Origin of the sequence: Pseudomonas fluorescens (assembly GCF_004683905.1) — a bacterium.
In the GTDB taxonomy this organism is placed as follows: Bacteria; Pseudomonadota; Gammaproteobacteria; order Pseudomonadales; family Pseudomonadaceae; genus Aquipseudomonas; species Aquipseudomonas putida_A.
Genome location: NZ_CP038438.1, coordinates 5,281,729 through 5,295,592 on the forward strand (window position 1 = coordinate 5,281,729; position 13,864 = coordinate 5,295,592).

Here is a 13,864-nt window from a genome sequence, read left to right on the forward strand (position 1 = left end):
CGGGGCTCCTTTGGTCAGCCAAGGGATTCAGTTAAGCACCGGCCCGTGGCTGATCAAAGTGTCATATGCGCCGAACTGTCGGCGCTTTCACCCTATTACGCGCTGAGCACCCGACGCTCCAGCGCCGTTTGCAGGTCTTCGAATTTCACCGGTTTGTTCAGGTAATCGATGCGCGTGCCCGGTGCGCAATGCTCGCGATCCGTGCCCATGGCCAGCATGAACACCGGCAGATTGGCGCAGCCGGGCAACGCATGAATCTGGCAGCACAACGACGCGCCTTCATGATTGGGCAACTGGCAATCAATCAGCACCGCGTCGAAGGTTTCCCGTTGCAGACAGTCCAGCGCCGCCGCGCCGTTGTCCGCCGTGCGTACGCGGAACCCCAATTTGAGCAGCATGCCGCGCATCACCAGTTGGTTGACGCTGTTGTCATCCACCAGCAACACCGTGCAATCCTGCGGCGCACGGCTGCGCTCGTGCAGCGCGTCCGCGGTTGGTGCCGCTTCGACTTCCGGCAGCTCGAACTCGACATCCAGTTGAAAACGGCTGCCGCTGCCAGGCTGGGAGCGGTGAGTCAGCTTGCCGCCGAGCAGTTCCACCAGTTGCCGACAGATCGCCAGCCCCACGCCCAGCCCGCCGTATTCGCGGGTCATCGAGCCATCAAGCTGGAAGAAGCGCTGATACATCGTCGCCTCGCCCAGATCGGTGAAACCGATGCCGGTGTCGATCACCGCAAACGACAACGCCAAGCGATTGCCCGCCGACGGTTTGCCGGTCACTCGCAGCGCCAGACCACCGACCCGGGTGAACTTGATCGCGTTGTCCAGCAGGCACTCCAGGCATTGCGCCAGTTTTGCGCTGTCGCCGTGCAAGCGATCCGGCAGGGTCGGCAGCACCTCGACTTTGAAGTCCAGCGACTTGCTCGCCGCGTTGCCGTCGAACTGCACGCGCAAGGCCTCGACCACCGCGCGCAGGCTGAAGCTGCCCGGCGTCGCCTTGAGCTTGCCGGCCTGCAGTTCGGTGAGGGTGAGGATGCCGTTGACCATGCGCATCATGTCCCGGGCGGAGCCGGCGGCGGTTTGCTGGTATTGCTCCAGTTCAGGCTCCAGCTCGACGGTCTGCATCAGTTCCAGCGAACCGATCACACCGTTCATCGGCGTGCGCAATTCGTGGGTCAGGGTCGCGAGGAATTCATCCTTGAGCTTGTTGCTGTGGGCCAGTTGCTGGTTGAGCACTTCGAGCTTCTGCCCGGCGTCGAACAGGGTCTGCGCCTGTTGCTCGCGCATCGCGTTGATGCGGTCGGCCAGCGCCAGCGACAGTAGCGCAACTTCGATCGCCGAACCGATCTGACTGGCGTACATGGTCAGGAACACGTTCGGCAGCAGGCCCAGCACCATCAGCGTATTGACGATGCCGCCGAGCAGGAATGCCGACCAGGCAATGATGAAATAACGCGCCACCCGCAAGCCGCCCCACCAGGCGAGAATCCCGGCGGCGAAGATCACCACGGTGAACACCAGCGCCAACAGGGTCGCCAGGCGCAGCGACAATGCGTAACTGGTCATCAGCGACAACCCGACCACCAGCGCGCCGAACGCGATCAGGCCGATCAGCAGATAGTCGAGCCAGCGGCTGTGGGTTCTGGTCTGCAGGAAACTGCGGGCGAACTGGCTGCCGAACAACCCGGCGCAACCGATGAAAAACGGTGTGGCGGCGTTGGCCCACCACGGATTGTCCGGCCAGAAATACTCGACCGCCGCGCCGTTTACCGACAGTTGATAAAGGCCGAACGAGGCGATGTAGAAGATGTAATAGAGGTAGCTGGTGTCGCGCACGCTCAGGTAGATGAACAGGTTGTAGACCAGCATCCCCAGAAGCACGCCATAGATGATCCCCAGCACATACAGGCGCACCGGCTGGTCTTCGAGATACGCGGTGCTCGACCATAACGTCACTGGTGCCTGGATCGAGCCTTCACTGGCCAGGCGCAGGTACACGGTGCGTTGTTGATCCGGCTTGAACTCAAGGTCGAACAGGTAGTTGTTCTGCCGGATCTCGCGACTGGCGAACGGCAAGGCGTCGCCGGTCTGCCGGATCAGGCGGTAGTCGCCATTGGCATCGGCCATATAAAGGTCGAGATGATCGAGCGGCGGATACGCCAGCTCCAGCAGCCAGGTGCGTTGGGCGGCCGGATTGTTCGGACGGTAATGCAGATCGATCTTCAGCCAGAACGCCGAGCGCGAGTAACCGGCGTTGAGCGTGGCTTTGTCGTGGGGTTTGAAATTGCCCGCCGCCGCTTGAGCACGGACGTCGGCGATGTTCGCCTGACCGCTCGGGTCTTCGAACACTTGCAAGGAGCGACCCAGGGGAAGGCTCTGGGTATTTTCGTCGAACTCGACGGCGCTTGCGAGGAGGGGCAAGCAGAACAGCAACATCAGCAAATAGCGCATTGAAGCCCCAGCGTGGCTCGTCCGGTTGTGTCAGGAAGCCCCCCATTCCCTTTGAGTAGACGTAAAACCGGTATTACCTGTTATTGGTTTGGATCCAGACTAGCATAGCCGTTGATGGCCATTGAGCACCATCGAAATTTTTCCTACAAAGGCTCTAGAACGGGCGTTTCAGAGCAAAGCAGCGGGCTAGAGCTGTTGAGTTGGTCAACTCAATCATTGCGATCCGCTTTTGTGGCGAGGGAGCTTGCTCCCGCTCGGCTGCGCAGCAGTCGTAAAACCTGTAAATGCGCGGTGCCTGAATAAATGCAGGGGGCTGCTTCGCAACCCAGCGGGAGCAAGCTCCCTCGCCACAATGGTGGCTGCAGTGTTGTCCGACAATCTGCTCGCAAACACCGTCAGGACTGAACCCCAAAATCAGGTTTGGTGGTAAGCTCGCGCACCATGAATATCTACAGCTCCCGCCCCGTTGTCCTCTGTCTCTCCGGCCACGACCCCAGTGGTGGCGCCGGCTTGCAGGCAGATATCGAAGCCCTGCTCGCGCAGGGTTGCCATGCGGCTCCGGCCGTCACCGCCCTGACCGTGCAAGACACCGTCAACGTCACTGACTTCCGCGTCCTCGACCGTGAGTGGGTACTGGCCCAGGCCAATGCCGTGCTCAACGACTCCGAAGTCGCTGCGGTCAAACTGGGCATGCTCGGCTCGCTGGAAATGGTCGACACCGTGGTCGAACTGCTCTCTGCGCACCCGCACTTGCCAGTGGTCTGCGACCCGGTGCTGCGTGCCGGCGGCGGCGGACGCCTGGGCAAGGACGAAGTCGGTTATGCGATGCGCGAGCGTCTGCTGCCGCTGTCGATAATTGCCACCCCCAACCTTCCCGAAGCGCGGATTCTCGCCGAACTGCCCGAAGGCACTGCGGACGAGTGCGCGGAAAAGCTCTTGCCGTTCGTCAAACACCTGCTGATCACCGGCGGCCATGGCGACGAAACTGAAATCCACAATCGCCTGTACAGCCGTGACGGCCTGCGTGAAACCTTCTATTGCCAGCGTTTGCCGGGCAGTTATCACGGTTCCGGCTGCACATTGGCCAGCGCCCTCGCCGGTCGGCTGGCCCAGGGTGAAAACCTCGCCAGCGCCGTGCGTACTGCACTGGATTACACCTGGCGCACCCTGCGCGATGCCGAACAACTGGGCAAAGGCCAGTTCGTGCCGCGTCGCCTGCCGCTGGATTTTTGCTCGTAACGTCGTGAGGTCTGCCTGATGAAACTCCGTGGCCTGTACGCCATCACCGATAGCCAATTGCTGGCGGGCAAGTTTCTGTCGTATGTGGAGGCGGCGCTGGAAGGCGGCGTCACCCTGCTGCAATACCGCGACAAAAGCAGCGACGAGGCCCGCCGTCTGCGCGAGGCCGAAGCGCTACGCGATCTGTGCGAACGCTACAAGACGCAGTTGATCATCAACGATGACGCCGAATTGGCCGCACGCCTCAACGTCGGCGTGCACCTGGGGCAGACCGACGGCCCGCTGTCGCCGACCCGCGCCCTGCTCGGCTCCAAAGCCATCATCGGTTCGACCTGCCACGCGCAACTCGAACTGGCCGAGCAAGCCGCCAAAGAAGGCGCGAGCTATGTCGCCTTCGGTCGCTTCTTCAATTCCAACACCAAACCCGGCGCGCCAAGCTGCAGCCTCGATCTGCTCGACGAGGCCAAACGCAAGCTGCATCTGCCGGTCTGCGCGATTGGCGGCATCACCCTCGACAACGCCGCGCCACTGGTGGCCCACGGGGTCGACCTGCTGGCGGTGGTCCACGGCTTGTTCGGTGCAGAGAGCACCGCCGAAGTGACCCGCCGCGCCCGCGCCTTCAACGAACTTCTGAAAATCTGATTTGAGAGTCCGAACATGTCTCGTTCCGAAACCCTGTTTGCCAATGCCCAGAAACACATTCCCGGTGGTGTGAACTCGCCGGTTCGCGCCTTCAAGAGCGTGGGCGGCACACCGCTGTTCTTCAAGCATGCCGAAGGCGCCTACGTCACCGACGAAGACGACAAGCGTTATGTGGATTACGTCGGTTCGTGGGGGCCGATGATCCTCGGCCACAGCCACCCGGACGTGCTCGATGCGGTGCGCAATCAACTGCAGCACGGCCTGTCCTACGGCGCGCCGACCGCGATGGAAACCGAGATGGCCGACCTGGTCTGCTCGCTGGTGCCGTCGATGGACATGGTGCGCATGGTCAGCTCCGGCACCGAAGCGACCATGAGTGCGATTCGTCTGGCCCGTGGTTACACCGGTCGTGACAGCATCATCAAGTTCGAAGGTTGCTACCACGGTCACTCCGACAGCCTGCTGGTCAAGGCCGGCTCCGGCGCTTTGACTCAAGGCGTGCCAAGCTCCGCCGGTGTACCGGCAGCGTTCGCCAAACACACCCTGACCCTGCCGTTCAACGACATCGACGCTGTGGAGAAGATGCTCGCCGAAGTTGGTCAGGACGTCGCCTGCATCATCGTCGAGCCAGTCGCTGGCAACATGAACTGCGTGCCGCCGGCACCGGGTTTTCTCGAAGGCCTGCGTTCGCTGTGCGACAAGCATGGCGTGGTGCTGATTTTCGACGAAGTGATGACCGGTTTCCGCGTTGCCCTCGGCGGCGCCCAGGCGCACTACGGCGTGACCCCGGATCTGACCACCTTCGGCAAGATCATCGGCGGCGGCATGCCGGTCGGCTGCTTCGGCGGCAAGCGTGAAATCATGGAGCGCATCGCGCCGCTGGGCCCGGTGTATCAGGCCGGCACCCTGTCGGGTAACCCACTGGCGATGGCCGCCGGTCTGACCACGCTGCGTCTGATCAGCCGTCCGGGTTTCCACGCCGAGCTGACCGACTACACCACGCGCCTGCTCGACGGTCTGCAACAACGCGCCGATGCCGCGGGCATTCCGTTCGTGACCACGCAAGCGGGTGGCATGTTCGGCCTGTATTTCAGCGGCGCCGACGACATCGTCACCTTTGAAGACGTGATGGCCAGCGACGCAGCACTGTTCGGTCGCTTCTTCCACCTGATGCTGGAAGGTGGCGTGTACCTGGCACCGAGTGCATTCGAAGCCGGTTTCACCTCGATCGCCCACGGCGAAACCGAGCTGAAAATCACTCTGGACGCTGCCGAACGTGCCTTCGCTGCACTGAAGTAATCGCCGTACCGCTGACGTTGGCCATGGCCAGCGTCAGCTTTCACCTACACCCAAGCTCTTTTTCCCACGCCTCTGCTAAAAATCCGCCAGAAAGTGGCCGATATATTCCCCGCGCAGCAGAAAAACGAGTAAAGACTTTGTAAGGTTGGCCCTGCTTATTTCATAATGCGCGCTTATTGGATCCCTCGATGGGTCCGCGTGCCCTTCAGAGGTAAGTCGATTCCCATGAACCGCACCGGCCGCACCCTTGCCTTGGGCTGCCTGTTGCTCCTTCAGCCCTTGCTCGCGCATGCACAAGCAGGCGGCAACTCGTTGTTGATCCCGGCGATGGGTCGTTGCACCCTCAATACTCAGCCGCAAGACGTCACGCAGGCACTGGCTGCCTGCCAGAAAGCGGCGGATGAAGGGGATGCGCAAGCGCAATACGAGTTGGGTGAGTTCTACTACGACGGCAAGAATGCGCCGCGCGACCTCAATCAAGCCCTGAGCTATTTCGAAAAGGCCTCGTTGCAAGGCCATGCTCAGGCACAGTTCAAGCTCGGCACCATGTTCTTCCACGGCGAAGGCGTGCAGGCCAACAACATTCAGGCGTACATCGTGCTGAAGATGGCCGCGGTCAACGGCGCCGAAGATGCGCTGGACACCGCCGACGAAGTCTCGGAAAAAATGTCCCGCGAAGACCTCGAAACCGCGACCCAGGTGCTCGGGCAAATTTTCCGTAAATACCTGATGGAACTGCAGAGCGCCGACGGGCGTACGCCGTTCTCGCCATTGCCATAAGCGCTTTTGTGGCGAGGGGATTTATCCCCGATGGGTTGCGTAGCAGCCCCAAAACCCTGCAATCAAGTTCCTTCTGACATACCTTGCTGAATGGACTTGCGCCTGCTTCGCAGTCGATCGGGGATAAATCCCCTCGCTACAAATCATTTCAAATCCAGATCCGGGCTTACTTCTCAGGCATCGGCATCGGAAACGGCATCACATTGCCGACCGCGCCACGGGCTTCGCTGATTTTCGGGGTGCCCAGACGCTCCACCTCGTCGATGCGCACGATCGAATGCATCGGCACAAAGCTGCGCACCACGCCTTCGAACTGCGCCTTGAGCTTCTCTTCGCTCGGATCGACGACCACTTGCGTGCGCTCGCCAAAGACGAACTCTTCCACTTCCAGAAAACCCCACAGATCACTTTGATAGATCTGCTTGGCGTACATTTCGAACACCTGGCCCTGGTTGAGGAAAATCACCTTATAGATTGGAGCTTCGCGTTTGGTCATGGCGGGGGATAACATCGGGGATAAAAATGAGGGCGCAAACTATAGCATAGCCACCGGACGCACAGCGGTAGGAACCTGAGGGCTTGTTCCCTATAATGCGCGGTTCTTTGAATCACGTGACGACCAAAATCCATGGCCAAGAAGCTTTACATCGAAACCCACGGTTGCCAGATGAACGAGTACGACAGCTCGCGCATGGTCGATCTGCTGGGCGAACATCAGGCCCTGGAAGTCACCGCCCGTGCCGAAGACGCCGACGTGATTCTGCTCAACACCTGTTCGATCCGCGAGCGTGCCCAGGATCGGGTGTACTCGCAGCTCGGCCGCTGGCGCGAACTGAAACTGGCCAACCCGGACATGGTGATCGCCGTCGGTGGTTGCGTGGCCAGCCAGGAAGGTGCGGCGATCCGTGATCGCGCGCCGTATGTCGACGTGGTCTTCGGCCCGCAGACCCTTCACCGTCTGCCGGAAATGATCGACGCCGCACGCAGCAGCAAGTTGCCGCAGGTCGACGTCTCGTTCCCGGAAATCGAAAAATTCGACCACCTGCCCGAGCCGCGCATCGACGGCCCGAGCGCCTACGTGTCGGTGATGGAAGGTTGCAGCAAGTACTGCACGTTCTGCGTGGTGCCCTACACCCGTGGCGAAGAAGTCAGCCGGCCGTTCGATGACGTGATTGCCGAGATCATTCACCTCGCCGAGAACGGCGTGCGTGAAGTGACCTTGCTCGGGCAGAACGTCAACGGTTATCGCGGTACGACTCATGACGGTCGCCTGGCCGATTTGGCCGAGCTGATCCGCGTGGTCGCCGCTGTCGACGGCATCGACCGCATCCGTTACACCACTTCGCACCCGCTGGAGTTCTCCGACAGCCTGATCCAGGCCCACGCCGAAGTGCCGGAGCTGGTCAAACACCTGCACTTGCCGGTGCAGTCGGGTTCCGACCGGATCCTCGCGGCGATGAAGCGCAACCACACCGCGCTGGAGTACAAATCCAAGCTGCGTAAACTGCGCGCTGCCGTGCCGGGGATCTGCATCAGTTCGGACTTCATCGTCGGCTTCCCCGGCGAAACCGAGAAAGACTTCGAACAGACCATGAAGCTGATTGCCGACGTCGGTTTCGACTTCTCCTACTCGTTCGTCTATAGCCAGCGCCCGGGCACCCCGGCGGCTGATCTGGCCGATGACACCCCGGAGGAGCTGAAGAAAGAACGCTTGAACGCCTTGCAGCATCGTTTGAATCAGCAAGGGTTCGAGATCAGCCGACAAATGGTCGGTTCGATCCAGCGCATTCTGGTCACCGACTACTCGAAGAAAGACCCGGGCGAGCTGCAAGGGCGTACCGAGAATAATCGTATCGTCAACTTCCGCTGCGATAATCCGACCCTGATCGGCCAGTTCGCCGACGTGCACATCGACGCGGCGCAACCGCACTCGCTGCGCGGCTCGCTGATCCAATAACACCGCGCGTCTTCTGTAGTAGGGCTGTTGTGGTGAGGGGATTTATCCCCGATGGTTGGCGCAGCCGACCCAAAGCTGAAGTTGTGGTGAATCTGCCATACCGAAAGCTCTGGTTTTGGGGCCGCTCCGCGGCCCATCGGGGATGAATCCCCTCGCCACAGATAACTCCACCCGCCACAGAAAGGCTTTCCAGACTCGCATCGATATTTAAGAGCTTTCGCACCCACGCCACTGGCGTTATCCTTGATTTCATCTTAATTGCCCCAGGGCGGCTAAATACGACCTTGAACGCACCCATAGAACCACATCGTTTTATCCTCGAGCCCTTTGAGGCTCGCCGCTTCGCCAATCTGTGCGGGCAATTCGACGAGCATCTGCGCTTGATCGAACAGCGCCTGGCCATCGAGATCCGCAACCGCGGAAACCAGTTCGAGCTGATCGGCGACCCCAAGCACACCACGTCTGCGGAAAACCTGCTGCGCCGCCTGTACCGCGAAACCAAGGGTACCGAGCTGTCGCCGGACATGGTGCACCTGTTCCTCCAGGAATCGGCCGTCGTCGAACTGGACAACCACGCCCCCGCCGAAGCCTCCGTCGCCCTGCGCACCAAGAAAGGCATGATTCGCCCACGCGGCTTGAATCAGCTGCGCTACGTGAAGGAAATCCTCGGCAACGACATCAACTTCGGCATCGGTCCGGCCGGTACCGGCAAGACCTATCTGGCTGTGGCTTGCGCCGTCGATGCCCTGGAGCGCGAGCAGATCCGCCGCATCCTGCTGGTACGTCCGGCGGTTGAAGCCGGTGAAAAACTCGGCTTCCTGCCCGGCGACCTGAGCCAGAAGATCGACCCGTACCTGCGCCCGCTGTACGACGCCCTCTACGAAATGCTCGGCTTCGAATACGTGGCCAAGCTGATCGAGCGCCAGGTGATCGAAGTCGCGCCGCTGGCCTACATGCGCGGTCGGACGCTGAACAACAGCTTCATCATTCTCGACGAAAGCCAGAACACCACCGTCGAGCAGATGAAAATGTTCCTGACCCGGATCGGCTTCGGCTCCACCGCGGTCATCACCGGCGACATCACCCAAGTCGACCTGCCGCGCGGCACCAAGTCCGGGCTGCATCATGTGATCGAAGTGCTCAAGGACGTTCCTGGCATCAGCTTCACCCACTTCCAGCCCAAAGACGTCGTGCGCCATCCGTTGGTGCAGCGGATCGTCGAGGCCTACGAGCGCTTCGAGACCCGTGCCGAAGCCGCCAGGGAAACCTCGCGCGATGCTTGAGCTGGATCTGCAAATCGCTACCGAAGCGAACGCCCCGAGTGAGGCCGACTTCCGCCAATGGTGCGAACTGGCCCTGCGCCAGCGCAGCGCCGACTCGGAAATGACCATTCGTCTGGTTGACGAGGAAGAAGGTCGTGAGCTGAATCACACCTGGCGCCATAAGGATTACGCGACCAACGTCCTGTCGTTCCCGGCCGAAGTCCCGGACGAGTTTCTCGACATCCCGCTGCTCGGCGATCTGGTGATCTGCGTGGCCGTGGTCGAGCGCGAAGCTGCCGAACAAGGCAAGGAACTCCAGGCCCATTGGGCACATCTAGTCATTCACGGCTGCTTGCATCTGCTCGGTTACGACCATATAGATGACGACGAAGCCGAAGAAATGGAAGCACTGGAACGCGAGTTGCTTGCCGAACTGGGCTATCCCGATCCGTACGCGGACGACGAAGCCGAAACATCCCCTATCGTTACAACAAAGGATTCAGAGTAATCGCTATGAGCGAAGATCGATCGAGCAACGGGCAGAAGTCATGGCTGGGTAAACTGACCCAGGCTTTTGCCCACGAGCCGAAGAACCGTCAGGAGCTGCTTGAGCTGCTGCGTGATGCACATCAGAACAAACTGCTGGACAGCGAAGCGCTGGCCATCGTCGAAGGCGCCATTCAAGTGGCTGACCTGCAAGTACGCGACATCATGGTGCCGCGCTCGCAGATGATCAGCATCAAGGCGAACCAGACACCCCGTGAATTCCTCCCGGCCGTGGTCGACTCGGCCCACTCGCGCTATCCGGTCATCGGCGAAAGCCACGACGACGTGATGGGCGTGCTGCTGGCCAAGGATCTGCTGCCGCTGATCCTCAAGGAGAACGGCGACAGCTTCAACATCAAGGACCTGCTGCGCCCGGCCACCTTCGTGCCGGAGTCCAAGCGTCTGAACGTGTTGCTGCGTGAATTCCGCGCCAACCACAACCACATGGCCATCGTCATCGACGAGTACGGCGGCGTGGCCGGTCTGGTGACGATTGAAGACGTGCTGGAACAGATCGTCGGCGACATCGAAGACGAGCACGACGTCGAAGAAGACAGCTACATCAAGCCGCTGCCCAGCGGTGACTTCCTGATCAAGGCCCTGACACCGATCGAGAACTTCAACGAGTTCTTCGACAGCGAATTCTCCGACGACGAGTTCGACACCGTCGGCGGTCTGGTGATGAGCGCGTTCGGGCACTTGCCAAAACGCAACGAAATCACTGAAATCGGCGCCTATCGTTTCCGCATCCTGAACGCCGACAGCCGTCGGATTCATTTGCTGCGACTGACCCCTATCGCCCGGTAAGAAATCTAAGGACTGAAATGCGCTGGACAACCCGCCCCGGCTGGCCCGGTAACCTGCTGGCCGTGGCGGCCGGTGCAATCACCACCTTCGCCCTCGCCCCGTTCAACATCTGGCCGCTGGCTTTGCTCGCGGTTGGGCTGTTCTACGCCGGCCTGCGCGAGCTGAAACCGCGTCAGGCGCTGGGCCGTGGCTGGTGTTTCGGTTTCGGCCTGTTCGGCGCCGGCACCAGTTGGATCTACTACAGCATCCACCACTTCGGTGGTGCCTCGGTGCTGCTGGCCGGGTTCCTGATGCTGCTGTTCACCGCAGCGATCGCCTTTTTCTTCGCCCTGCCCGCGTGGGTCTGGGCGCGCTGGTTGCGCCGCAACGAGGCACCGTTGGCCGATGCGCTGGCGTTTGCCGCGCTGTGGGTCGGCCAGGAAGCGTTTCGTGGCTGGTTCCTCACTGGTTTTCCGTGGCTCTACTCCGGCTACAGCCAGCTCGACGGCCCATTGGCCGGGCTCGCGCCGGTGGGCGGCATGTGGTTGGTGTCGTTCGTTCTGGCGCTGACTGCGGCGCTGATCTACAACGCACCGCGCCTGCTGCAAACCGGTCGTAAAGGCTTTATCGCGGCCGGTTTGCTGTTGCTGGTCGGGCCATGGGTGGCGGGTATTGCGCTCAAGGGCCACGCCTGGACCAGTCCGTCCGGCCCGGCACTGAGCGTCGCAGCGATTCAGGGCAACGTCGAACAAAGCATGAAATGGGATCCGGCGCAGCTCAACGCGCAACTGGCGCTGTATCGCGACCTGAGTTTTCGCTCGAAGCCGGTGGACCTGCTGATCTGGCCGGAAACCGCGGTACCGGTGCTCAAGGAGTCCGCCGAGGGCTACTTGAACATGATGGGCAACTTCGCCGCCGAGCGTAAATCGGCGCTGATCACCGGCGTGCCGATCCGCGAGACGGTCCGCCACGAAAAACGCTTCTTCAACGGCATTACCGTGGTCGGCGAAGGCGATGGTACCTACCTCAAGCAGAAATTGGTGCCGTTCGGCGAATACGTGCCGTTGCAGGATCTGCTGCGCGGGTTGATCGCGTTCTTTGACTTGCCGATGTCCGACTTCGCTCGCGGTCCGGCGGATCAGCCGTTGCTGCAGGCCAAGGGTTATCAGATCGCGCCATTCATCTGCTACGAAGTGGTGTATCCGGAATTCGCCGCTGGGCTGTCGGCACGCAGCGATCTGCTGCTGACGATCAGCAACGACACCTGGTTCGGCACCTCGATCGGCCCGCTGCAGCACCTGCAAATGGCGCAAATGCGCGCACTTGAGGCAGGCCGCTGGATGATCCGCGCTACAAACAACGGCGTGACCGGACTGATCAACCCGTTCGGGCAGATCACCGAGCAGATCCCGCAGTTCGAACAGGGCATTCTGTATGGCGAAGTGGTGCCGATGCACAACCTGACGCCGTACCTGCAATGGCGTTCATGGCCGCTGATCATCGTCTGTGTGCTGCTGTTTGGCTGGGCGCTGATGGCGAGCCGGATGTCGAAAACCCTTTAAAAAGCTTCGCGAGCAAGCCCGCTCCCACATTTGGAATGCAATTCAAATGTGGGAGCGGGCTTGCTCGCGAATGGACATCAGCAGCACCCAATCAATCAGGGTTGGCATCACCCCGGTAAAACAACGAATACCCCACCTGCCCCACCGCCTCATTCAGCAACTGCCCGCTCTGCCAGATCGACTTGAACTCCGGCAGCCAGCCACCAAACGGGCGCGCATTATCGGTCCCGAGAAACCCGACGGGCGCCGGCACCACTTCGAATCCTGCCTGCTGGAAACACCACACGGCGCGCGGCATGTGCCAGGCCTGCGTGACCACCACGACGCGCTTGATGCCTTGTGGCAACAAGATGTCGGCGCTGAATTTGGCGTTTTCCCAGGTGGTACGGCTCTCGCCTTCCTGCCAGCGCGTGGTCACGCCGAAATCATCGCGCAACGAATCGGCCATCAGCTTCGCCTCGGTCGGCGGCGTGCCGTAATGCAGGCCACCGCTGGTCAGAATCGGCAGCCCGGAGGCCTTGGCCAGTCGCGCGGCATAGCGCTGACGCTCCAGCCCCACGCCGGTTGGCTGGTCCTCGCCCCAGGCCAGATCGCCGCGCTCGCGCCCGGAACCCAGCACCACGATGGCATCAGCGCGCTGCGCCAATATCGACCACGACTCACGGGGCAGCGGCGGCTCACGCTCCAGCGCTTTGGCGCCCCATTGCACCACCACCGGCAGGCTCATCAGCCAGAAACCACCCAGGCCAAGGGCAAAACACAGGCCAGCCAGCCGTGGCCGGGAGCGACGCAGCCACCAGGCGAGCAGCAACAGCAGCAAAAGAATGCCGGGCGGCAAGAGCAGTTGTTTGATGAAATAACGAAAAGGCATCAGGGCATCTCCAGAGATGCCCGAAGCCTAAGAGTGTTAATGAAACGTTACAACCGATAGGTAGGATCCTGTTGGAAAAGATCCGTTACTTGACCTGCCATGCGATTACTTGGCCTGCACAGAACGAACCTTTACGGTGTCTCTGCCGGGCGCCTTGTCCTTGAGCCAGATGACCTTGGCTGAATGTGCTGCATCGAGCTGTTTCACTGCCTGCGACAGGTATCCATGCGATTCACGCTCACTGCGATCCAGATAGGCCTTGACCAGTTTGAACTCGGCGGGGCTCAAGCCACGCAATTCCAGTTCCACGGGGCGCTCATCGCGCAGCCGGCCAGCGGTTTTTGCAGCGTCGAGCGCCATGCCCAGACGATCCATCAACCGTTCATACAACTCGGGTTTCGTCACGTTTTTTTGCCGTTGCTCCACCATCCCTCACCTCATTGAAGATAAGACTCACTCCCCAATAAGAG

At 60.9% G+C, this 13,864-nt stretch carries 13 protein-coding genes; 9 read left to right on the plus strand and 4 right to left on the minus strand.

What is annotated here, in order from left to right:
* Positions 1–95: 95 nt before the first annotated feature.
* On the minus strand, positions 96–2,450 hold the full coding sequence (locus tag E4T63_RS24390; protein WP_135296629.1) for a hybrid sensor histidine kinase/response regulator: 2,355 nt from the start codon (positions 2,448–2,450) through the stop codon (positions 96–98).
* A gap of 441 nt (positions 2,451–2,891) precedes the next feature.
* Between E4T63_RS24390 and E4T63_RS24395 the strand changes: the two genes are divergently transcribed.
* From E4T63_RS24395 to E4T63_RS24410, 4 genes are all read left to right on the plus strand, one after another.
* Positions 2,892–3,689 carry a hydroxymethylpyrimidine/phosphomethylpyrimidine kinase gene (locus tag E4T63_RS24395; RefSeq protein ID WP_003228511.1) on the plus strand — a complete coding sequence of 266 codons (798 nt, stop codon included), beginning with the start codon at positions 2,892–2,894 and terminating at the stop codon, positions 3,687–3,689.
* Positions 3,690–3,707: 18 nt separating this feature from the next.
* Positions 3,708–4,331: a thiamine phosphate synthase gene (gene thiE / locus E4T63_RS24400; RefSeq protein ID WP_007960555.1), complete on the plus strand. Its 624-nt coding sequence runs from the start codon at positions 3,708–3,710 to the stop codon at positions 4,329–4,331.
* A 15-nt stretch (positions 4,332–4,346) separates the two neighbouring features.
* Entirely contained in the window at positions 4,347–5,630 is a 1,284-nt protein-coding gene (gene hemL, locus E4T63_RS24405; RefSeq protein ID WP_098965768.1) for a glutamate-1-semialdehyde 2,1-aminomutase, read from the plus strand.
* A gap of 225 nt (positions 5,631–5,855) precedes the next feature.
* Positions 5,856–6,410 (plus strand): tetratricopeptide repeat protein, encoded by a 555-nt coding sequence (locus E4T63_RS24410; RefSeq protein ID WP_003228518.1) that lies wholly within the window; start codon positions 5,856–5,858, stop codon positions 6,408–6,410.
* 166 nt (positions 6,411–6,576) lie between these two features.
* On the opposite strand, the gene E4T63_RS24415 is transcribed toward E4T63_RS24410, so the two are convergent.
* Positions 6,577–6,906: a DUF1820 family protein gene (locus E4T63_RS24415; protein ID WP_003185742.1), complete on the minus strand. Its 330-nt coding sequence runs from the start codon at positions 6,904–6,906 to the stop codon at positions 6,577–6,579.
* A 132-nt stretch (positions 6,907–7,038) separates the two neighbouring features.
* Between E4T63_RS24415 and miaB the strand changes: the two genes are divergently transcribed.
* From miaB to lnt, 5 genes are all read left to right on the plus strand, one after another.
* On the plus strand, positions 7,039–8,367 hold the full coding sequence (miaB, locus tag E4T63_RS24420) for a tRNA (N6-isopentenyl adenosine(37)-C2)-methylthiotransferase MiaB (protein ID WP_064589373.1): 1,329 nt from the start codon (positions 7,039–7,041) through the stop codon (positions 8,365–8,367).
* Positions 8,368–8,651: 284 nt separating this feature from the next.
* Complete coding sequence (locus E4T63_RS24425; protein ID WP_007960560.1) at positions 8,652–9,650, plus strand: PhoH family protein; 999 nt, start codon at positions 8,652–8,654, stop codon at positions 9,648–9,650.
* Complete coding sequence (gene ybeY / locus E4T63_RS24430) at positions 9,643–10,137, plus strand: rRNA maturation RNase YbeY (protein ID WP_135296630.1); 495 nt, start codon at positions 9,643–9,645, stop codon at positions 10,135–10,137. The genes E4T63_RS24425 and ybeY overlap by 8 nt, the downstream gene beginning before the upstream one ends.
* A 5-nt stretch (positions 10,138–10,142) precedes the next feature.
* Complete coding sequence (locus E4T63_RS24435; protein WP_027612886.1) at positions 10,143–10,982, plus strand: HlyC/CorC family transporter; 840 nt, start codon at positions 10,143–10,145, stop codon at positions 10,980–10,982.
* Positions 10,983–10,999: 17 nt separating this feature from the next.
* Positions 11,000–12,523 carry an apolipoprotein N-acyltransferase gene (gene lnt, locus E4T63_RS24440; protein ID WP_096795276.1) on the plus strand — a complete coding sequence of 508 codons (1,524 nt, stop codon included), beginning with the start codon at positions 11,000–11,002 and terminating at the stop codon, positions 12,521–12,523.
* A 91-nt stretch (positions 12,524–12,614) separates the two neighbouring features.
* Here lnt and E4T63_RS24445 read toward each other — a convergent pair whose 3' ends face one another.
* A complete protein-coding gene (locus E4T63_RS24445) occupies positions 12,615–13,394 on the minus strand; it encodes a YdcF family protein (protein ID WP_115988823.1) in 780 nt (259 codons plus the stop codon).
* A 105-nt stretch (positions 13,395–13,499) separates the two neighbouring features.
* Positions 13,500–13,823: a hypothetical protein gene (locus E4T63_RS24450; RefSeq protein WP_096796296.1), complete on the minus strand. Its 324-nt coding sequence runs from the start codon at positions 13,821–13,823 to the stop codon at positions 13,500–13,502.
* Between the last annotated feature and the right edge of the window lie 41 nt (positions 13,824–13,864).